Source organism: Methylomonas rivi (assembly GCF_024505165.1).
Classification (GTDB): Bacteria; Pseudomonadota; Gammaproteobacteria; order Methylococcales; family Methylomonadaceae; genus Methylomonas; species Methylomonas rivi.
The window spans coordinates 18,719-38,123 of the sequence record NZ_JANIBK010000028.1; the positions used below are offsets into that span (position 1 = coordinate 18,719).

A 19,405-nucleotide genomic window follows, 5' to 3' on the forward strand; every position below is an offset into this window, starting at 1 on the left:
TTATCCCGTCAACTTGTCGAAAAAGCTTTTCACGCCGTCTATCCAGCCGTGTTCTTGCGGACTGTGCTGTTTGCCGCCGCCGCTCAAGGAAGCCTGCAACTGTTCGACCAGCGCTTGCTGTTCCTTGGTCAGGCGCACCGGGGTTTCGATTTGCACCCGACACAGCAAGTCGCCCACCGGACCGCCGCGTACCGGCTTGACGCCCTTGCCGCGCAAACGGAACAGCTTACCGGTCTGGGTTTCTGCCGGGATTTTTAATTTGACCTTGCCGTCCAAAGTCGGTACTTCCAATTCGCCGCCCAAACAGGCGGTCGGAAAGCTGATCGGCACTTCGCAATATAAGTTGGCGCCGTCGCGGGTAAAAATGGCGTGGTCCTTAACCTGCACCTGTACATACAAATCGCCGGACGGACCGCCATTCATGCCGGCTTCGCCCTCGCCCGCCAAGCGAATCCGGTCGCCTGTATCGACACCGGGCGGCACTTTGACATTCAGGGTTTTGGTTTCCTGCACCCGGCCCTGGCCGTAACATTTCGGACACGGATCCTTGATCTGCTTGCCGCTACCGTGACAGGTCGGACAGGTTTGCTGTACCGAGAAAAAACCCTGCTGCATTCTGACCTGGCCGTGGCCGTGACAGGTGCTGCAGATGACCGGACTACTGCCTTTTTTGGCGCCGGAACCGTTACACTCGCCGCAGGCTACCAACACCGGCACCTTGACTACCGCTTCGGTGCCGCCCACCGCTTCTTCCAGCGTCAATTCCAGGTTGTAGCGTAAATCGGCGCCGCGTTGCACGTTGCTGCGCTGCTGGCGTCCGCCCGCCCCGCCGAAAATATCGCCGAACACGTCGCCGAAAATATCGCTGAAACTTTCCGCGCCGCTGAAGCCGCCGCGCCCGCCCATGGATGGGTCGACACCGGCATGGCCGAACTGGTCGTAGGCCGAACGCTTTTTAGGGTCGGACAATACCTCGTAAGCCTCCTTGATCAGTTTGAATTTCTTCTCGGCCTCTTCGGGATTATCCTTGTTTCGGTCCGGATGAAATTTCATCGCCATCTTGCGATAGCTTTTTTTGATCTCGGCTTCGCTGGCGTTGCGGTCAACCTCCAGCAGTTTGTAAAAATCTTCTTTTGCGGCCATTTATTTTTCTTGAGTCACTTAATGAATTTATCTGTTTGTTTTTTCAAAAATTGGTCTTTATAGGGTCGCTACATTTTGGCGGCGACAAAGGCTTTTCAGCCTGATGAAAATTCAATAACGCCTTTGCCTTAATCGACACTATTTCAGAAGGTATCAATTCAACAAGGCCCGCATCGATCTCTTCCGCTCGTCTTTCCGCCACGTCCAACCAATTATTCATAAATCTATGCTGCCGATTCAATATAATCACCCTGTTCCAAACGATTCATATACAAATCAATCATTGGAAAACATAATTCATAATTTCCCCAGACCAACTCACCATATTCGAGTCGAAAATCCGAGAATTTCGTTGGATCAAGATAGGCTCGAATATCGGGATGCTTGGATTGCATTAAAAAACCTTTGAAATTGACGACCTGTTCCTTGCCGTCATCAAATTTCAGGAGCAAACGAAACGAATCGATTTGCTCGGCACTGCAAATATTGATAACTTGATTCATTTCAACCTTGTACAAATACGCTCGGATTGAATCAATTTATACCAACCAATATCAAATCAAGGTAGCTCCGATTAGCGATAGCGTAATCGGAGGAATGTTTTTATTCGCAACATGCGTCCGATTACGCTCCGCTAATCGGACCTACGCGGGCTGAGTTTATCAGCCCAGCATACGCCCCAAAAAATCAGAATTAGATATCAAAAGTATTCCTTTCTTTATCAACAGTAATAACAAATCGATTAACGCCAACCACCCAATCTATAGAAACTATTTTTTCTTTCAAAACAGGTAAATCTGTTTTCATTTTATAAACAATTTCATTAACGACACTATCATTCGGCGGTTCTTTCAAAAAATTGGTTAATTTGTCTCTAAAGCCAAATCCGCTGCCAAGGACAGCGTTTTCTGGAACTTTTAGCCAATAGTTAATTTGTTCTTTGATATCGCTCCAACCAACATTGGAATTCATTTAATTTCCTCATTAACACGTAAGGCGGAAGCCGCTAGGCGTTCCGCCATCTGTAGGCTTGTAATCGGCGGATCGGCTTACGCCATCCGCCCTACGCCGTTACTTATTTATCGTCCTTAACTTCCTCGAACTCGGCATCGACCACATCGTGATCGGGTGCCGCTTGCTGTTCGCCGCCGGCTGCATGCGAATGCGCTTCGCCGGCACCTGCTTCCGCGCCGCCTTTTTGTGCGTACACGCGCTCGGCCAGTTTGCCGGACAACTCGGTCAAGGCGTTGGTTTTGGCTTCTATGGCGTCTTTGTCGTCGCCTTTCAGCACCGCGTGCAAATCCTTGATAGCCGATTCTATGGCCGTTTTTTCATCGTGGCCGACTTGATCTCCCAATTCCTTCAGCGATTTTTCGGTGGCGTGTATCATGCCTTCCGCGCTGTTGCGCGCCGAGACCAGTTCTTTCAATTTGCGGTCTTCGTCGGCATGCAATTCCGCATCCCTGACCATGCGTTCGACTTCGTCGTCCGACAAACCGCTGGAAGCTTTAATGACGATAGACTGTTTCTTGCCGGTGGCTTTGTCCTTTGCGGACACGTTCAAAATACCGTTGGCGTCGATATCGAACGACACTTCGATTTGAGGAATACCGCGCGGTGCCGGCGGAATGTCCTGCAAGTCGAAACGGCCCAACGATTTGTTGCCGGACGCCATTTCCCGCTCGCCTTGCAACACGTGCACGGTTACCGCGGTTTGGTTGTCGTCGGCGGTCGAGAACACTTGCGATGCATTGGTCGGGATAGTGGTGTTTTTCTCGATCAGCTTGGTCATCACGCCGCCCAGGGTTTCGATACCCAGCGACAGCGGGGTAACGTCCAGCAGCAACACGTCTTTGACGTCGCCGCCCAATACGCCGGCCTGAATCGCCGCGCCCAAGGCTACCGCTTCGTCGGGGTTAACGTCTTTACGCGGCTCTTTACCGAACAGTTCTTTTACGAATGCCTGTACTTTCGGCATCCGGGTTTGACCGCCGACCAAAATCACGTCGTTGATTTTCGAGGTTGAAATGCCGGCGTCTTTGATCGCTTGCAAACAAGGACCTTTGGTTCTTTCGATCAACTCGTCAACCAGCGACTCCAATTTGGCGCGGGTCAGTTTGACGTTCAAATGTTTCGGGCCGGAAGCATCGGCGGTGATGTACGGCAGGTTGATGTCGGTTTGCTCGGAAGAAGACAATTCGATTTTGGCTTTTTCCGCCGCTTCTTTCAGACGTTGCAGCGCCAACGGATCGTTGTGCAGGTCGATGCCGCTGTCTTTTTTGAATTCGCCGGCCAGGAAATCGATGATGCGCAAGTCGAAGTCTTCGCCGCCCAGGAAGGTATCGCCGTTGGTGGCCAATACTTCGAACTGGTGTTCGCCTTCGATTTCAGCGATTTCGATGATGGAAATATCGAATGTACCGCCGCCCAGGTCGTAAACGGCGATGGTGGTATCGCCTTTAGGTTTATCCATACCGAACGCCAACGCCGCCGCGGTCGGCTCGTTGATGATGCGTTTGACATCCAAACCGGCAATACGGCCGGCGTCTTTAGTGGCCTGACGCTGCGAGTCGTTGAAATAAGCCGGCACGGTGATGACCGCTTCGGTGACTTCTTCGCCTAAAAAGGCTTCGGCGTCTTTTTTCAGTTTCATCAACACGCGCGAAGAGACTTCGGGCGGCGCCATTTTTTTACCGTGGCATTCCACCCAGGCATCGCCGTTGTTGGCTTCCATGATTTTGTAAGGCACCATTTTGATGTCTTTTTGTACCGCGTCTTCTTTAAAGCGGCGGCCGATCAAACGTTTGATGGCAAACAAGGTGTTTTCGGGGTTGGTTACCGCCTGGCGTTTGGCGGACTGTCCGACCAATACTTCGTTGTCGCCGGTAAAGGCGATAATGGACGGCGTGGTGCGGGCGCCTTCGCTGTTTTCGATGACCCGCGCGGTGCCGTTTTCCAGCACGGCCACGCAGGAGTTAGTGGTTCCTAAATCGATGCCGATCATTTTAGCCATTGAATTTCTCCAGACTTGAATTAGTTATTAAATAAGAATTTGTTAGCGATATGCGGTTGATAGTTTTAATTTCAAGCCTGCTCATCAATTTTTGCGTTATCGGCCGGTTTGTCTTCGGCCTTGGCGACGACCACCATGGCCGGGCGCAATAGACGGCCGTTTAGCACATAACCTTTTTGAAACACGGTAATCACGTGGTTTGGCGCCACGGTTGAACTGGGCTGCATCACCATGGCCTGATGCAATTCAGGATTAAACGGCTGCCCGATCGGATCGACGGTTTCGATGTTGAATTTGGCGAATACGGTTTCGAATTGTTTGATAGTCAATTCGCTGCCTTCGCGCAGTTTGACCACTTCCGGGCTGTCGCCGGTCGCGGCCTGTACGCCCAATTCCAGACTATCCAATACGCTCAACAATTCCTTGGCGAATTTGGCCAAGCCGTATTTGCGTTCGTCGTCCAGGTCCTTTTGCACCCGTTTTTTCAGATTTTCCATTTCCGCCAGGGTACGGATGGCTTTATCCAGATTGTCGGCGGCTTGTTTTTGCGCTTCTTCCAATTGTTTTTGCAAGACCTCGACGCTGATCTCTGCGTTTTCCGGCGCGGCTTCCGCTTCTTCGGCCGGTTCTGCCAAGGTCTCGCTGGTTTGCTCAAGCACTTCAGCGATTAACTCACTATCGGATTGCTGTTCGTGGCTTGATTGCTGATGACTCATAGTTCGCTCCAAAGGTTGTCATTTTTTAAGTTGCCTATAACGATAAGGGCGTTTATTTGCTATTCAAGGCCGCGCCCAATAATTTTGCGGTCACATCGACGAAGGGAATCACTTTTTCGTAGGCCATGCGGGTCGGGCCGATCACGCCCAATACGCCGACCACTTCGTCATTGATGGAATACGACGAGGTCACCAGGCTGCAATGGTCGAATGCCCGGTAGCCGGATTCCTCTCCGATAAAAATCTGTACGCCTTCCGCCAGCAGGCATTGATCCAGCAGATGAATCACGCCGCGTTTTTGGCTGAAGGCTTCGAATAATTGTTTCAACCGCTCCATGTCCGATAATTCCGAAAACCCCATCAGATTGGTTTCGCCGCTGAGCACATAATCGTCCTTGGGTTGCTGGGCAAAGGTCAGCCGCGCCATGCTGACCGCGTCCATCATGCCTTGATTGACCTGGCTGCGGTCTTGCTCCATCTCCTTCAGAATCAAATCCCTGATCTTGGCCAGACTGCGGCCGGCAAACACCGAATTCAGGTAATTGGCTGCCTGCTGCAATTCTGCCGGACTATAGAGCCTGTCGGTATGAATGATTTTGTTATGCACTTCCTGGCCGTCGGTGACAAAGATCACCAGCACCCGGGTATTGGACATCGGCAAAAATTCGATATGCCGCAAGGTCACGGTTTCCCGGCGCGGCAAGGTCACCACGCCGGCCATTTTGGTGACGTCGGAAAGCAAGCGGGAAGCCTTGTTCAGCACATCGCCCGGCCCGTCGTGTTCCGTTAGTAAACTGCTTTGCAATTGGTCCAGCTCGCTGGACTCCAGAGGCTTGACCGTCAATAGACTATTCACGAACAAGCGGTAGCCGCTGACGGTAGGCATCCGTCCGGCCGAGGTATGCGGCGAGTGAATCAAGCCCATGTCTTCCAGGTCCGCCATGACATTGCGGATGGTAGCCGGACTGAGTTTCAGATTCGGGTCCTTGGACAATACCCGCGACCCTACCGGCTGACCGTCATGAATATAACGCTCCACCAAGGTTTTCAATAAATACAGCGATCTCTCGTTTAAATCCTGATTGCTTATCACAACGCCACCCGACACTGACTGTTAGCACTCTAAATACCCGAGTGCCAGAGAAAACTATCAGTTGCACATACCCTTGTCAACCAAGCGTTGCCCGCAGTCCGATTTGCAGATCCTTACCGCGGCAGCGGCTATCGAGTTGTTTCGGCCGGACTGTTGGCGGATAATCAAAACGGATTGCAAAATCAGGCTGGCCTCGAAGCCTGCGCACCCCGAAAGGCAACATTTTCCATAACCCGCTTCTCCCTACTTTCAATCAGCGTGTCCCTGCCATGAAACACCCCGAATTCCCGCTCACCGACGACCTGATTTATCTCAACCATGCCGCCGTCGCGCCCTGGCCCAAGCGGACCAGCGACGCAGTGATAGCTTTTGCCGCGCAAAACAGCCGCTTCGGCTCGCATTTTTATTTGGATTGGCTGAAGAAAGAAACCGAATTACGGCGGCAATTCCAAACCCTGCTCAACGCGGCTTCGGCCGACGACATTGCGCTGGTTAAAAACACCTCGGAAGCCTTGTCTTTTGTGGCTTCCGGTTTACCTTGGCAAGCGGGCGACAACATCGTTTCCAGCAACCAGGAGTTTCCCTCCAACCGCCTACCCTGGCAATCGCTGGCCGACCAGGGCGTCGAATTTCGCGAAGCCGACCTGAGCAGTACCGATACACCCGAAGACGCTCTGTTTGCACTGGTGGACGGTCAAACCCGACTGCTCACCATCAGCTCGATCCAGTTTGCCTCCGGCTTGCGCATGGACTTGCCCCGCATCGGCGAGTTTTGCAAACAGCGCGGCATCCTGTTTTGCGTCGACGCCATTCAAAGCCTGGGCGCGGTGCAATTCGACGTACAGGCCTGCCGCGCCGATTTTGTGATGGCCGACGGCCACAAGTGGCTGTTGGGCCCGGAAGGGTTGGGGGTGTTTTACAGTACGGCCGAGGCCCGAGAGCGGCTCAAGTTGACCCAGTACGGCTGGCACATGATGAAGGACATCCATAATTACGAAAATGTGCCTTGGGAAATTCACCCAGGCGCCCGCCGTTTCGAATGCGGCAGCCCCAACATGCTGGGTATCCACGCCCTGTCGGCCAGTCTGTCCTTGCTGTTAGAAACCGGCATGGCGACTGTCGAAGCCTGCGTCATAGAGCGCAACGATTATCTAAAAGCCGCCATTGCCGCCCACCCGCAATTAATTTTATTGTCCGACCGGCAAAGCCCGCTGAAATCCGGCATCGTGGTTTTTAAACACCAACGCCATGATAGCCAGGCCTTATATCGGCATTTGCAGCAAAACGGCGTGGTGTGTGCGTTGCGCGGCGGCGGCATCCGCTTTTCGCCGCATTTTTATAATACGTTTACGGAGTTGGACCAAGCCGTGGAATGGGCCGCGGCAGTCCGATGACACATAAGCACGATCCGCTGATAAGTAAAAAAGCAGCCCCGCCTCGCTCTAAGCGTGGTTTTGTTTTTTCAACGTTTCGTTTCGCGCCCGGCTAGCGTCGCCAACCGCCGCCATGCCTTACCGACTGCTTGCCGATACAGTGCTCGTCGTGCACTTCGCCGTTATCGTGTTCGTCGTCGGCGGACTCGTGGCCGTTGTTACCGGAAACCGGCTCGGGTGGCGTTGGGTCAACGGCAGGGGGTTCCGGCTGGCCCATCTCGGCGCTATCGCATTCGTCGCCGCGCAAGCCTGGCTAGGGGCCTTGTGCCCGCTGACGGCTCTGGAATCCTGGCTGCGGGCCCAAGCCGGCGAGGCGGTATACGGCAAGAGCTTCATCGAGCATTGGCTGCAGCGCATCGTCTTCCTCGAGGCACCGGCCTGGGTTTTTACATTGGCATACTCCGTCTTCGCCTTGCTGGTTCTGGCGGCTTGGCGGTACTTTCCGCCGACGCGAAGCAGAGGCTGCCGTAAAAGGTAGGCCGGAATGCCCCTTCGGCTTTTTACGACAGCCTCGAGCAAGGGCAGCCCCGCTTAAGGGCGCTTCCCTGCCCCGCGTTCAATCTCAGTCATTCGGCTTACGCAGCGTGCCGCAGGACTGGTCGATGCCGTGGGTATCGATGTCGCAAACCGATTCCAGCCACATGGCGTTGATGATGCCGAAGGCGGCGGCAAAGCCGACGCCTAAAATCCAAGCGAAATACCACATAGCGTTCTCCTTAATAAAGTGTATGACTGTCTTTTAAAACCGCCGCTTCCGTTACGCTACCCCAGATGATCCGGTAAACGAAGCGGGTATACAGCAGCACGATGGGCAGAAAAATTACCGTAATCCAAAATGCCAACACCATGGTGGAATGGCTGGAACTGGCATCCCACAGGGTCAAACTCGATTTCGGATCGGTCGAGGAAATCAGCAGGAATGGGAATAACGCGAAACCCACGCTCAAGGCAATACCGACAATACCTACGCTACTGAATAAAAACGCGCCCATTCTGGACTCGCCCTTGCCCATCCACCAAGCCATGGCAAAACCGCCCAGACCGGCCAGCGGCGCCGACCACATCCAGGGATATTGCATAAAATGCTCTATCCAGCCGGCACCGTTGCCGACGACGGTTTTATGCAAGGGGTTGGAGGGCGCTCCGGTACCGGCCATTTGGGTAATCTCGGGGCGGTCTATGCCGATAAACACCCACAGCATTACCGCGCTCAACGCCGCAATCAGCATGGGCCCGAGAAATTCCACCGCCAATACGGCGCGGTCGTGAATCACATCCTCGCTGCGCCATTTCAAAAACAGCGCGCCGTGAAAGGTGGTCAACAGCAAACCGGTCACACCGCATAGCAGCGCAAACGGGCTCAATAGCGCCCAGAAGGAGCCGTCGTAAAAAGTCCGCAAATCCTGATCCAGATGAAACGGCAGGCCTAATATCAGGTTGCCTACCAACACTCCGATTAAAACAGGCGGCAGCGTACCGCCTAAAAACAAGGCCCAATCCCATGCATTGCGCCAGCCGGGATTTTCCAGTTTGCTGCGGTAATCGAAACCGGCCGGGCGGAAAAATAGTGCGAACAGCACCAGCAGCATGGCCGCATACAAACCGGAAAACAAGGTAGCGTAGACCGCCGGCCAAATGGCGAAAATCGCCCCGCCCAGCAGCACCAACCAAACCTGGTTGCCTTCCCAGGTGGCGCCGACGGTATTGATGATCACCCGCCGCTCCAGATCGGTTTTGCCGATAAACGGCAGCAAGGTGCCGATGCCGAAATCGAAGCCTTCGGTCAGCGCAAAGGCAATACCAACCACGCCGATCAATACCCACCAAATCACACGAATAGTTTCATAATCGAACATAGTTTACTCCTTGGGTAAAGACGGCCGCATTGCGCCGTGGCGATGCATCTTGTGCCTACATTGCTCGGGTTTTCCGCCGACAGCATGCCGGGCATGGTCGCTAAGCTGAGCATTGAAATAGCGGTGGATCGCATCGATCAGGCTAGACTCTTCGGCGGAATATTCGATCTCCGCGCCATTCGGCAATTCCCGGTAATCGAAATGCAGTTTGGCGTAACCCGCCGCCAATTCGGCAACGCCCGGCATGTCGTCGCCGTGTATGCGCCGCTGGCGGGAAAAATCGCCTTGCTTAAAACCTTGGCCGATGTCCAGCAAATGCCGGCGAATCAAAGCGATTTGTTCCGCATCGCCGGCATCCTTGGCTATCACCTGTTGAATGCCGCCATGCGGCGTTTTGTTAAACACATGCAGCGTTTTTTCCAAATGGAACGGCATCACGTGCCGGCCGCGTTCGGCAACGGCGTCCAGTCTTTCCGCATCGGCCGACGGCTGGGCCTGCGCCGAAGCTGCGGCTGCGGTTAACAGCATGCCGAGTATCAAATTGTTTTTTTTCATGTTTATCTCCCTGGCGTTAATGGGCCGCCGCGGTTTGTTCGAAACAATAGCGCCCGGTATGCAAACTGCTGGGCCCGAGCCGCACGTATTTCAGCATCAGATACATCTCGATGATCAACAACACGGTGTAAAACAAGGCAAAGCCGCCGATGCTGAACCAGAGCTGGTCGGCACTGAGGCTGGATACGCTCATATGCGTGGGCAATATGCCGGAAATGGTCCAGGGCTGGCGGCCGAATTCAGCCACAAACCAACCGGTTTCGGCGGCAATCCAGGGCAAGGGGATACACCATACCGCCATCCGCATCAGCCAGCGTTTTTGGTCGGCCACCCGCGTCGCGCAGTAGTAAAAACTCATGGCGAAAATAAACAACATGGTAAAGCCGCAGGCCACCATGATGCGGAAGGTCCAAAACAGCGGCGCGACCTTGGGAATGGTGTCATTGGCGGCCTTGGCAACGGTTGCCGCATCGGCGTCGACCACGTTGTCGGTGTACTTTTTCAGCAATAAGCCGTAACCCAGGTCGGCCTTGCGGGCGTCGAAGGCTTGTTTGGTGGCGGGATCGGTATCGCCGGCGCGCAATTTTTGCAGTTCACCGTAGGCCAGCATGCCGTTTTTGATGCGCTGGACGCTTTCTTCCCGCAAATCTTTCAAGCCTTTCACGTCTTCATCGATCGAACGGGTGGCGATCAGGCCCAGCACATAGGGAATCTTGATGGCAAAATCGGTTTTTTCGTTTTGCTGGTCCGGAAATCCGAGCACGGTGAAACTGGCCGGTGCTGGGTGGGTTTCCCATTCCGATTCGATCGCCGCCAACTTGATTTTTTGCGTCTCGCCCGAGGTGTAGCCGCTTTCGTCGCCAAGCACGATCACCGACAGAATCGAAGCCAAACCGAACGCCGAGGCAATCGAAAAGGAACGTCTGGCAAAACCGATGTCGCGCTTGTTCAGCAAATACCAGGAACTGATGCCCAGCACGAACATCGAGCCGGTCACGTAACCCGCCGCCACGGTATGCACGAATTTGACCTGCGCCACCGGGTTGAAGAACACGTCGGCGAAGCTGGTCATTTCCATGCGCAGGGTTTCGTAATTGAACTCGGCGCCGACCGGATGCTGCATCCAGCCGTTGGCGATCAGAATCCACAAGGCCGACAGGCTGGTGCCCACGGCCAACAGCCAGGTCACGACCAAATGTTGGGTCTTGCTCAGCTTATCCCAACCGAAAAAGAACAAGCCCACAAAGGTCGATTCCAGAAAAAACGCCATCCAGCCTTCCGCCGCCAGCAGCGGCCCGAAGATATCGCCGACGTAATGCGAGTAATACGCCCAATTGGTGCCGAACTGAAATTCCAGCGTCAAGCCGGTGGTTACCCCCATCGCGAAGTTGATGCCGAACAGCTTGCCCCAAAACTTGGTCATGTCCTTGTACACCTCTTTGCCGGTCATTACGTATACCGACTCCATAATGCCGAGGATGAAGGTCATGCCCAAGGTCAACGGCACGAATAAAAAGTGGTACAGCGCGGTCAGCCCGAACTGCATCCTGGACAGCATGACAATGTCATCACCGAACATGGGAAGGCTCCTTTGTTAAGGGTTGAGAAGAGAATTCGGCGGCGGCCGCTGCTTTTGCCGGCGCCAGGGCAAAGTGCGCGGCCGGATCCGGCTTAACGGCGGGCCTGTCTTGCCAGCGAAAAATCAAAAACCACAGCCCGGTCAGCAGCACGACTTTGATCAGCAATGCCGCGGCTATTTCCCAGCGCAACAGGCTGGGTTTGGGCAGCCGCGGCTTGAATAAATCTGAGTTAATCATAAAATTACCGTTTTATAATAAAAAAGCGTAAACCTCGCCCCACCGAAATGACTCCATACCGGCAAAACCGTTAATGCATCGGCTGCGACATAGGCTGGTGCATCTGCATCGCCTGCCCGGTTTTCAGCATCTGCCAGCCGCGCTGCGCCATCATCGCCCCCATCACCAGCACCAGAATCCCGGACACCCGCGCCAATTGACGCATGGCATTGGCGGACAATAGCGTGGCGAACAGGCCGAACCCCCACAGCGGCGGCAAGGTGCCCAAACCGAACATCAATAAAATCATGCCGCCCTGCCAGGGGTCGCCGCTGCCGGCCGCCATGATGTACATGGCCTGCAACGGACCGCAACCGAGCAGTAACCCGCTCCACAGGCCGGTGGTCAGCGCATTGCGTTGTTTGCGTATCCCGGCATTGATTCGGCGATTCAACGCACCGGGCAAGCGCAAGGTAAAACGGCGTAAAAAGCCGAATACATTCAGCATTTTCAAGCCATACAACAGCAAAAACGCGCTGGCGGCCAAAGCCGCGATACCGCGAATTTGCGGGGTAATGGCAATCGTTGCGCCCAGCAAGCCGAAACCGGCGCCTAAAACGGTATAGGACAGGGTTTTTCCGAATCCATAGTTCAAATGCGCAATGACTTGCCCGAGCTTGGAGCGGCTGGCGTCGGTATAGCCGACCACGAAACCGCCGCACATGCCGATGCAATGAAACCCGGTCAAAAAGCCGATGCCGAACAGCATGGCGTAACCGGCCCGCGGCTCCATCATTTGCATCACGGCGGGCATTTGGCTCTTACCCCAAAGCGCCACGCCGCCGACAATCGCCAACAGCAGTAAAAAAGCCGATATGCTCCGCAGCACGGTCAAACGCCGCCGCTTAGGCGGGTTGACGCTATAACCCTTGTTAACGATAGCCTGCCGAATCGCCGCCAGCCCAATCAGGTTATCGTCGTAAACCACATCCACCCGCTGTCGCGTGTAACTGGCCGAGACGGTTCCGACGCCGGGCAAGCCCGCAACCGCTTCGACGATGATGTCTTCGCAGCCCGCGCATTGCATGCCATCGACTTTAAAATGCTTATGTTGCGTCGCCATGCCATTACCCTCCTGGTAGCCGGTTATACCGTTTATTCAACGGAAAAGTCGCGCATCATGCCCATGTCTTCGTGTTCCAGATTATGGCAATGAAACATGAACAGGCCTTTGAAATCTTGAAACGGCTTGATAATTTTGACCCGTTCGCCCGGCATCACCAGCACAGTGTCTTTCCAGCCGCCTTCGATAAAGCCATGCTTGACCGAGGCATAGCCGGCACTCTCTGGACCGTCCAGACTGCGATTGAGGATTTGAAAATACTGGCCGTGCAGATGTATCGGATGCGCCATGGACATCATCATGCCCCTGCCGCCGCCCATCATGCCGCCCATTTTGTGGCCGCCTTGCTCGCCGCCGCCATGCCGCATTCCCATACCCATGCCGCCGTCTTCATGATTCATGCCGCGCATCCTCATACCGCCCATCTTACGCCCGCTTTCTTCGCCGCCGTGTTGCATGTCGGGTTTTGCCGTTCCGCCATGACCGCCGCCGTGGGTGTGGAATATTTCCATCAGTTGCACGGTATCGACCGGAATCCGCTCGTTGGGCTGAACATCGTTAAACGCATAAGGCCGGCCGTTCAATACCATCTTCATCGGCCCTTCGGAAATGGCTATCGGCACGGGCTTGCTCGGATTGGCGGTATCGGCCACGGTATAGCGTTTAATAGTAGACAATTTTTTCGGCAAGGTCGGACTGTCGCTGATTTGCCGCGTCACTTTGACGCTGAAAATCGGATAATCGCTGCCTAGAGGCAAGCCCGAACCGTGCATGCCGCCCCGCATGCCTCGTCCGCCGCCCATCATGCCCGGCAATGCGCCGGAAAATTCCCGGCTGCGCAGTTGCAGGCGGGAACCGAGTTTGCGGCCGCTGAAATCGGCCCATATATCCAGGCGTTCGCCGGGAGCCAGCATTACATACGGCTTTTTAACCGGGGTTTCCAGCAAGCCGCCATCGGTGCCGATCACGGTAATCGGCGTATTGTCGTCCCAGGCCAGCTTGTAAATGCGCGCCGTCGAGCCGTTCAAAACGCGGAGCCGGTAAGCTCGACTGGCTACATCAAGATGAAAGTTCGGCAAACCGTTCACTAAAATCCGGTCACCGTAAAAACCCATCATGCGGTCATGCATGTGCCGGGCGTAAATCAATTGATTGTTGCTATCGAACAAACGGTCCTGAATCACGATCGGCACTTCGTATTCGCCGCCGGGCAGTTCCAGTTTGCGCTCTTCCGCATCGTTGACCAGTATCGCGCCGGCCAGCCCGCGATAAACGTGTTCGCCGGTAAGGTTATGCGTATGGGGATGGTAGATGTTCATGCTGGCGCGATTCAGCATCTCGAACTCGTAGACCAAGATCTCACCCTTGTCGATTTGATACAGCGGATGGCCATCCATTTCCGCCGGCACATGCAGGCCGTGCCAATGGGTTATGGTAGGAGTATCAAGTTGATTATGCAGATTGATCCTGATTTTTTGGCCTTTTTCGAACCGCAGCACCGGCCCCAAGTAGGAACCGGGAATTTCCGTCAATGTATTCGCCGGCCCCTTGATCAGCTTGGCGGCATACTGTAAAACCCGGGTCGGTTGACCGGGCAAGATTCCCACGCTTGAGGGTTTGCAGACCAACTCGATTTCCACATCCGGGTGAATATTCGCCGAGGCCTTGCGCGGCGCCATTTTCGGCATGTCTCCCATTCCTTCCATGGCTTGTAACCAGCCGGGCAACCCTGCCCAAGCTAACAGTCCGGCACCGGTTTGGGTAAAAAAGCGGCGGCGGGAAGGATTGGTTGAACTTGACATAGCAGCTCCTCGATCTGAAACGATCATTTTTATAATAGTTATATTTTGCAACCTCCTTGTCGTTGCCGGACTCAGCCGTTGTCCGACGGCGGTTTCATGATTACCCGGGTGGATATCGCCAGCAACAAGATCGCCGCGGATACCCACAACATGCCCATGCCGGCTTCGTGATGGGCGGACACGTCGGCAATCACCAACCGAGCCAGCGCGGTAATGGCCACATAAATCAGGCAGCGTACCGGCATGACGTTGGTTTTGAAATAAATCCCCACCATCGCCCCCAGCTCCAGATAAATGAACAGTAGCAGAATATCGCCGATGGTGGCGTGGCCTTGCGACATCATGCCGATGTAACTGAATACGGCCGACCAGACGATACTGGCGCCAATCACGAACAAAGCCAGATAATGAAAGGCTTCGATCAGCAGATTGCCCAGCTCGTCCGACCAGACTTTCAGACTGGCATGTAACGCATTAAAACGTTCCGGTTTCATAATATTAGCGCTCATTCAGCGAGTTGTGGGATCCGAGAATGACGCTATCGGTTTTATGTATCCAGCTGCCGATGCGAAACAGACTCAAAACCAAGGGTAAACCGAATATCAACCAAACCGGAGCGTGCGCATGACTAAACCAGGCTTGGCCGTCGCTGATTAAATCCTCGGTCAAGGATTGCGACAACACATAAATACCGACGCCAACCACCATCGCACCGAAACCGCGACGCAGCCAAGCCGGCTTGATATAACCGGAAATCACCGCCCCCAAGCCACTACCGACTAAGGCGCCGGCCGTAACAATCATTGTCAAGGGCACATCCAACGCCGCATGCTGGCTGTAACCGGCTAAACCGGCCAAGGCATTCATCACAATGATCAATAAAGAGGTACCGACAGCGCCGTGCATCGGCAGGCCCACCAGCAGGGTCAAGGCGGGCACGATCAAAAAGCCGCCGCCTACTCCCACCATACCGGTCAGGCCGCCCACGAAAAAACCGTCGAATAGCACCCGCAAATACGGTACTTTTAACGGGCAGACCGAAATGGGCTGCATCTTTGCATCGGCATCGGCTTGGCCCTTATGCCTTCTCAGCATCAATAACCCGGTTGACAGACTGATCAAACCGAATAACGACATCAGCAAATCCGAGGAAAAATGCGCGGCCAAGCGCCCGCCGGCGAAAGCCCCCAACATGCCGGACAAACCGAAAACCAACCCGCTTTTCCAGCATACCGAGCGGCGGCGGGCGTGCGGGATCAACGCCATCAAACTGGAAATGCCGACCACTACAAACGAGGTGGCAATGGCGGTTTTCGGTTCCACGTTCAACAGGTACACCAGCATGGGCACGGTTAGAATCGAGCCGCCGCCGCCCAACAATCCCAGCAATAAACCGATGACAAGAGACAGCGACAAGGTCAGCAACATGATAGGCTCCTAATCCCGCTCAACAGCCAGCCCGCAAGACTGGTTGGCCGGCAAGGCTTTATCGATGAATTTGGGATAAGCCAGTTTCAAATCCTGCATGATGGCGATGAATTCTTCCCGGGTCCGGCCGCCGCCCAAACGGCTATTTTTGGCGATTTCCTGCTTGATGGTCGATACCGTATTGCCCTGGTAATCATGCCCCGGATACACCAGGGTATCGGGAGGCAAGCTGAATAATTTACGGGTGATACTGTCATACAGCAGACCGGCATCGCCTTGTTGAAAATCGGTACGGCCGCTGCCGCCGATCAATAACGCATCGCCGGTAAACACCCGGTCGGCCATCACATAACTGACACAGCCGCCGGTATGGCCCGGTGTATGCCGTACTTCCAAATCCAAGTCTCCCACCTGCAACGTCACCCCGTCGGTGACCAACAAATCCGCGCACTGGGCACCGGCATCCCGGTGTACCACGCTTTTACTGCCGACTTGCTCCCGCAATTGGCCGGCCGCGGTGATGTGATCCGCATGTACGTGAGTTTCCAGGGTATAAATCAGTTTTAAATTCAGGTTGTGCAACAATTGCAGATATTGCTCGATTTCCGAAGCCACCGGGTCGATCAACAAGGCGCGCCGGGTGCGTTCGCAACCCAGCAAATAACTGTAGGTGGAGGTCTCGGTTTCAAACAGCTGTCTAAAAATCATGGCTTGGCTCCCACTCTAAAGAATTAGTAAAAACTAATAATTTAATATCAAATCACGTGCCAAGTTTTTAACGCCCGACTTGTTTTTAAGTTATTGTTTATAAAAGGAGGTTCCGTCAAGAAACAACCGCCGAAAGTTTCATAATGAAACATACCCGGAAACGCGCGATTTTTTGATACATGCATGAAACATTAGCACCCTATCGCAAAGCCCCCCTTTAGCGCCGCGCTATTCCTTCAGCGGGCAATGCGCAGTAGAATCGCGGCATTCGTTATTAGCAGGAAAACCTTATGTCACTCGCAGAAAAATTCCCCCTCTCACCGGAAGACTACCTGCAAGGCGAAGCCAGCGCAGACTTTAAGCATGAATTTATGGCCGGCGAAGTCTGGGCCATGGTGGGCGCTTCCGACGCCCATGTCACTATTGCCGGTAATTTATTTTTTATACTCAAGCAGGCCTTCAAAAACAGCCCCTGCCGCGTGTATATCTCGGATATGAAAGTACGGGTTGAAAAAGCCGACGCTTTTTTCTACCCCGACGTCCTGGTCAGCTGCGACGGTAAAGACCGCGACAATAAGCTGTACAAACAATACCCGTCATTCATTGCCGAAGTATTATCACCTTCAACGGAAGCCTTCGACCGCGGCGAAAAATTTAAGGCCTACCGACAACTGGACAGCCTGCAACATTATTGGCTGATCGATAGCAAACGCATGCTGATCGACAGCTTTACCCGCCAGGACAATAACGACTGGCTACTGCACAGCTACTCGGATGCCGAAGAAATCATAACCCTGCCCGCATTGGCGCTGACGTGCTCATTGAGCGACATTTACGAAGACGTGCTGTTTGATATCACGGATGAATAGTGCACTCAACACACAGAGGACTCGACCATGGCTAATCCGGCCTATAAATTTCCCAGTTACGAAGACATACTGAACCTGCCGGAACATCTGGTGGGGGAAATCGTCAATGGCCGTCTGGAGGTTCGCCCGCGACCCGCCCCCAAACATGCGCTAACCAGTTCGGCGCTGGGCGTAGAAATTGGTTCATTATTTCGTGGGCATTCCGATCGAGAAGATGGCTGGTGGATCATCGACGAACCCGAACTGCACCTGGGCGGCCATATTCTAGTCCCCGACTTGGCGGGATGGCGCAAGCAACGCATGCCCAAACTCCCCGAAACCGCCTGGTTTGAAACAGTGCCCGACTGGATTTGCGAAATCCTGTCGCCCTCCACGACAAAAATAGACCGCAGCGAAAAAATGCCTATTTACGCCCAACTGGGGTTGGCTTTTTTGTGGCTGATCGACCCCATCCTGCAAACCTTGGAGGTCTATCAGCTAATCGACGGACACTGGTCTTTACAGCAAACATTAAAAGATGACGATCCGGTCAGCTCGCCGCCGTTTGCATCGCATACGTTTCAATTAAGTAATTTGTGGGAATAACTCATCCTAACTTGTAACTAGGGGCTGTCGCCGTTTTACATGGGTAACCATATGAAAGCGCAAGCCAAAGCGATGACGCTTTCAAAATTGCGTTTTAATTTGTCATATCGAGTGGCAACAGCCATGAAATGTTTGACGGAAATCCGCCACCCATTCCACGAGATAATTTGGGGGCAGGTTAACTTTAAATTCACCGATTCAATCTTCGCACCGTATGGCGAGATGGGGTGGGTGCTAAAAAGCGTGAAGCGCACCGTACTGAGGTAATCGTATGGAATCGATGGCTGATTTAAGATGGAATATGCCCATCAAACGCGACGCCTAGTCAGCCGATTTTCCCAGATAAAACATACCTAAATTCGACACGAAACGGTTGCGCCGTCGTCGAGCGCTTTAATACGCCAGTGTATCTTCTCCTCACCCTGAAACGTATTGGCGTAGAACAAATCAATCGAGACCCCATACTGCCAGTTACATAATGCAAAAGCGATAAGCGATCATAATGCCGGCCTATTAAGAAAAAAACCGGCATGGAAAATCGATGCATATTGCCAATCGAACCATATTGGTGCAATATTCTCTCAAAACGCCTCATTTTGGGGCGACATTCTTGCCGAGAGAAGAACCATGCCGAAACGCCGCATCAATACTACGACCATTGCCGTCTGTTTCATGTCGGCTGTATGGCCCGGATTCGCCGGCGCGGATCAGCTAAACGCCGCCGATACGGCCTGGATTTTGACCGCATCGGGTCTGGTGCTCTTCATGACAGTGCCCGGTCTGGCGTTGTTTTACGGCGGTTTGGTGCGCACCAAAAATGTGCTTTCGGTGTTGATGCAATGCTTTGCCATTACCTCGCTGGTGTCCGTTTTATGGCTGCTGGGCGGTTACAGTCTGGCCCTGAGCGATGGCGGCGGCTGGCAACAGTTGCTGGGCGGCTTTTCCGCATTTTCGCTGCTGAACATGAACGCCGACAGCATCAGGGACAATCTGCCGGAAACCGTGTTCTGCATGTATCACCTGACATTCGCGATTTTCGCGCCCGCCTTGATCGTCGGCGGCGTTGCCGAGCGCATGAAATTCTCGGCTTTGTTGTGGTTCGCGGCCTGCTGGGAATTGCTGATTTATGTACCTGTTTGCCATTGGCTATGGGGCGGCGGCTGGCTGGCGCAATTGGGCGTGATGGATTTTGCCGGCGGCATCGTCGTGCATGTCTCCGGCGGCGTGGCCGCCTTGGTTGCCGCCATGATGCTGGGCCCGCGCCGCGGTTTTCCCAGGGTGCCCA

The 19,405-nt window shown here is 54.0% G+C and carries 22 protein-coding genes and 1 pseudogene; 5 read left to right on the top strand and 18 right to left on the bottom strand.

Annotated elements, in window-relative coordinates; translation table 11 throughout:
• The 7 genes from dnaJ to hrcA form a co-directional block, all read right to left on the bottom strand.
• Window positions 1-1,143 (bottom strand): molecular chaperone DnaJ, encoded by a 1,143-nt coding sequence (gene dnaJ, locus NP596_RS07640; RefSeq protein WP_256614710.1) that lies wholly within the window; start codon window positions 1,141-1,143, stop codon window positions 1-3.
• Between the two features lie 43 nt (window positions 1,144-1,186).
• A complete protein-coding gene (locus tag NP596_RS07645) occupies window positions 1,187-1,363 on the bottom strand; it encodes a hypothetical protein (protein WP_256614711.1) in 177 nt (58 codons plus the stop codon).
• Window positions 1,364-1,367: 4 nt separating this feature from the next.
• On the bottom strand, window positions 1,368-1,646 hold the full coding sequence (locus tag NP596_RS07650; RefSeq protein WP_256614712.1) for a DUF2442 domain-containing protein: 279 nt from the start codon (window positions 1,644-1,646) through the stop codon (window positions 1,368-1,370).
• A gap of 190 nt (window positions 1,647-1,836) precedes the next feature.
• Entirely contained in the window at window positions 1,837-2,115 is a 279-nt protein-coding gene (locus NP596_RS07655; RefSeq protein WP_256614713.1) for a hypothetical protein, read from the bottom strand.
• Window positions 2,116-2,218: 103 nt separating this feature from the next.
• Window positions 2,219-4,156, bottom strand: coding sequence for a molecular chaperone DnaK (gene dnaK, locus NP596_RS07660; protein WP_256614714.1), 1,938 nt, complete (start codon window positions 4,154-4,156; stop codon window positions 2,219-2,221).
• Window positions 4,157-4,227: 71 nt separating this feature from the next.
• Window positions 4,228-4,872, bottom strand: coding sequence for a nucleotide exchange factor GrpE (gene grpE / locus NP596_RS07665; protein WP_256614715.1), 645 nt, complete (start codon window positions 4,870-4,872; stop codon window positions 4,228-4,230).
• A gap of 52 nt (window positions 4,873-4,924) precedes the next feature.
• Entirely contained in the window at window positions 4,925-5,965 is a 1,041-nt protein-coding gene (gene hrcA, locus NP596_RS07670) for a heat-inducible transcriptional repressor HrcA (RefSeq protein ID WP_256614716.1), read from the bottom strand.
• A gap of 269 nt (window positions 5,966-6,234) precedes the next feature.
• Here hrcA and NP596_RS07675 point away from each other — a divergent pair, with 269 nt between their 5' ends.
• Complete coding sequence (locus tag NP596_RS07675; protein WP_256614717.1) at window positions 6,235-7,359, top strand: aminotransferase class V-fold PLP-dependent enzyme; 1,125 nt, start codon at window positions 6,235-6,237, stop codon at window positions 7,357-7,359.
• Between the two features lie 112 nt (window positions 7,360-7,471).
• Window positions 7,472-7,876 (top strand): DUF2784 domain-containing protein, encoded by a 405-nt coding sequence (locus NP596_RS07680; RefSeq protein ID WP_256614718.1) that lies wholly within the window; start codon window positions 7,472-7,474, stop codon window positions 7,874-7,876.
• Window positions 7,877-7,960: 84 nt separating this feature from the next.
• Here the strand turns inward: NP596_RS07680 and cydX are convergent, their stop codons facing one another.
• From cydX to NP596_RS07730, 10 genes are all read right to left on the bottom strand, one after another.
• Window positions 7,961-8,104: a cytochrome bd-I oxidase subunit CydX gene (cydX, locus tag NP596_RS07685; protein ID WP_256614719.1), complete on the bottom strand. Its 144-nt coding sequence runs from the start codon at window positions 8,102-8,104 to the stop codon at window positions 7,961-7,963.
• Between the two features lie 10 nt (window positions 8,105-8,114).
• The gene (gene cydB / locus NP596_RS07690; RefSeq protein ID WP_256614720.1) at window positions 8,115-9,254 is read right to left on the bottom strand and encodes a cytochrome d ubiquinol oxidase subunit II; all 1,140 of its coding nucleotides are present in this window, start codon (window positions 9,252-9,254) and stop codon (window positions 8,115-8,117) included.
• 3 nt (window positions 9,255-9,257) lie between these two features.
• Window positions 9,258-9,809 carry an aspartate carbamoyltransferase gene (locus tag NP596_RS07695; RefSeq protein ID WP_256614721.1) on the bottom strand — a complete coding sequence of 184 codons (552 nt, stop codon included), beginning with the start codon at window positions 9,807-9,809 and terminating at the stop codon, window positions 9,258-9,260.
• Between the two features lie 16 nt (window positions 9,810-9,825).
• Window positions 9,826-11,388: a cytochrome ubiquinol oxidase subunit I gene (locus tag NP596_RS07700; RefSeq protein WP_256614722.1), complete on the bottom strand. Its 1,563-nt coding sequence runs from the start codon at window positions 11,386-11,388 to the stop codon at window positions 9,826-9,828.
• Window positions 11,378-11,626: a cytochrome oxidase putative small subunit CydP gene (gene cydP / locus NP596_RS07705; protein WP_256614723.1), complete on the bottom strand. Its 249-nt coding sequence runs from the start codon at window positions 11,624-11,626 to the stop codon at window positions 11,378-11,380. The genes NP596_RS07700 and cydP overlap by 11 nt, the downstream gene beginning before the upstream one ends.
• 70 nt (window positions 11,627-11,696) lie before the next feature.
• Window positions 11,697-12,728 (bottom strand): urease accessory protein UreH domain-containing protein, encoded by a 1,032-nt coding sequence (locus NP596_RS07710; RefSeq protein WP_256614724.1) that lies wholly within the window; start codon window positions 12,726-12,728, stop codon window positions 11,697-11,699.
• 32 nt (window positions 12,729-12,760) lie between these two features.
• Window positions 12,761-14,530, bottom strand: coding sequence for a multicopper oxidase family protein (locus NP596_RS07715; RefSeq protein ID WP_256614725.1), 1,770 nt, complete (start codon window positions 14,528-14,530; stop codon window positions 12,761-12,763).
• A 71-nt stretch (window positions 14,531-14,601) separates the two neighbouring features.
• Window positions 14,602-15,039 carry a phosphate-starvation-inducible protein PsiE gene (locus NP596_RS07720; protein WP_256614726.1) on the bottom strand — a complete coding sequence of 146 codons (438 nt, stop codon included), beginning with the start codon at window positions 15,037-15,039 and terminating at the stop codon, window positions 14,602-14,604.
• Entirely contained in the window at window positions 15,029-15,958 is a 930-nt protein-coding gene (locus NP596_RS07725) for a sulfite exporter TauE/SafE family protein (RefSeq protein ID WP_256614727.1), read from the bottom strand. The genes NP596_RS07720 and NP596_RS07725 overlap by 11 nt, the downstream gene beginning before the upstream one ends.
• Before the next feature lie 9 nt (window positions 15,959-15,967).
• Window positions 15,968-16,666: an MBL fold metallo-hydrolase gene (locus NP596_RS07730; RefSeq protein ID WP_256614728.1), complete on the bottom strand. Its 699-nt coding sequence runs from the start codon at window positions 16,664-16,666 to the stop codon at window positions 15,968-15,970.
• Window positions 16,667-16,956: 290 nt separating this feature from the next.
• Between NP596_RS07730 and NP596_RS07735 the strand changes: the two genes are divergently transcribed.
• Together NP596_RS07735 and NP596_RS07740 are read left to right on the top strand one after the other, a co-directional pair.
• On the top strand, window positions 16,957-17,535 hold the full coding sequence (locus NP596_RS07735) for a Uma2 family endonuclease (protein ID WP_256614729.1): 579 nt from the start codon (window positions 16,957-16,959) through the stop codon (window positions 17,533-17,535).
• Between the two features lie 27 nt (window positions 17,536-17,562).
• Window positions 17,563-18,120, top strand: coding sequence for a Uma2 family endonuclease (locus NP596_RS07740; RefSeq protein ID WP_256614730.1), 558 nt, complete (start codon window positions 17,563-17,565; stop codon window positions 18,118-18,120).
• Window positions 18,121-18,155: 35 nt separating this feature from the next.
• Here NP596_RS07740 and NP596_RS07745 read toward each other — a convergent pair.
• Window positions 18,156-18,257: pseudogene (locus NP596_RS07745) on the bottom strand (IS5/IS1182 family transposase); the annotation flags it as partial.
• 490 nt (window positions 18,258-18,747) lie between these two features.
• Between NP596_RS07745 and NP596_RS07750 the strand changes: the two are divergent.
• Window positions 18,748-19,405 (top strand): ammonium transporter (locus NP596_RS07750; protein WP_371927917.1); only part of this gene is annotated, 658 nt, incomplete at its 3' end.

Coding starts and splice junctions, on each gene's coding strand:
- dnaJ (WP_256614710.1), bottom strand. CDS start 1,143: ATGGCCGCAAAAGAAGATTTTTACAAACTGCTGGAGGTTGACCGCAAC.
- NP596_RS07645 (WP_256614711.1), bottom strand. CDS start 1,363: ATGAATAATTGGTTGGACGTGGCGGAAAGACGAGCGGAAGAGATCGAT.
- NP596_RS07650 (WP_256614712.1), bottom strand. CDS start 1,646: ATGAATCAAGTTATCAATATTTGCAGTGCCGAGCAAATCGATTCGTTT.
- NP596_RS07655 (WP_256614713.1), bottom strand. CDS start 2,115: ATGAATTCCAATGTTGGTTGGAGCGATATCAAAGAACAAATTAACTAT.
- dnaK (WP_256614714.1), bottom strand. CDS start 4,156: ATGGCTAAAATGATCGGCATCGATTTAGGAACCACTAACTCCTGCGTG.
- grpE (WP_256614715.1), bottom strand. CDS start 4,872: ATGAGTCATCAGCAATCAAGCCACGAACAGCAATCCGATAGTGAGTTA.
- NP596_RS07675 (WP_256614717.1), top strand. CDS start 6,235: ATGAAACACCCCGAATTCCCGCTCACCGACGACCTGATTTATCTCAAC.
- NP596_RS07680 (WP_256614718.1), top strand. CDS start 7,472: ATGCCTTACCGACTGCTTGCCGATACAGTGCTCGTCGTGCACTTCGCC.
- cydX (WP_256614719.1), bottom strand. CDS start 8,104: ATGTGGTATTTCGCTTGGATTTTAGGCGTCGGCTTTGCCGCCGCCTTC.
- cydB (WP_256614720.1), bottom strand. CDS start 9,254: ATGTTCGATTATGAAACTATTCGTGTGATTTGGTGGGTATTGATCGGC.
- NP596_RS07695 (WP_256614721.1), bottom strand. CDS start 9,809: ATGAAAAAAAACAATTTGATACTCGGCATGCTGTTAACCGCAGCCGCA.
- NP596_RS07700 (WP_256614722.1), bottom strand. CDS start 11,388: ATGTTCGGTGATGACATTGTCATGCTGTCCAGGATGCAGTTCGGGCTG.
- cydP (WP_256614723.1), bottom strand. CDS start 11,626: ATGATTAACTCAGATTTATTCAAGCCGCGGCTGCCCAAACCCAGCCTG.
- NP596_RS07710 (WP_256614724.1), bottom strand. CDS start 12,728: ATGGCGACGCAACATAAGCATTTTAAAGTCGATGGCATGCAATGCGCG.
- NP596_RS07715 (WP_256614725.1), bottom strand. CDS start 14,530: ATGTCAAGTTCAACCAATCCTTCCCGCCGCCGCTTTTTTACCCAAACC.
- NP596_RS07720 (WP_256614726.1), bottom strand. CDS start 15,039: ATGAGCGCTAATATTATGAAACCGGAACGTTTTAATGCGTTACATGCC.
- NP596_RS07725 (WP_256614727.1), bottom strand. CDS start 15,958: ATGTTGCTGACCTTGTCGCTGTCTCTTGTCATCGGTTTATTGCTGGGA.
- NP596_RS07730 (WP_256614728.1), bottom strand. CDS start 16,666: ATGATTTTTAGACAGCTGTTTGAAACCGAGACCTCCACCTACAGTTAT.
- NP596_RS07735 (WP_256614729.1), top strand. CDS start 16,957: ATGTCACTCGCAGAAAAATTCCCCCTCTCACCGGAAGACTACCTGCAA.
- NP596_RS07740 (WP_256614730.1), top strand. CDS start 17,563: ATGGCTAATCCGGCCTATAAATTTCCCAGTTACGAAGACATACTGAAC.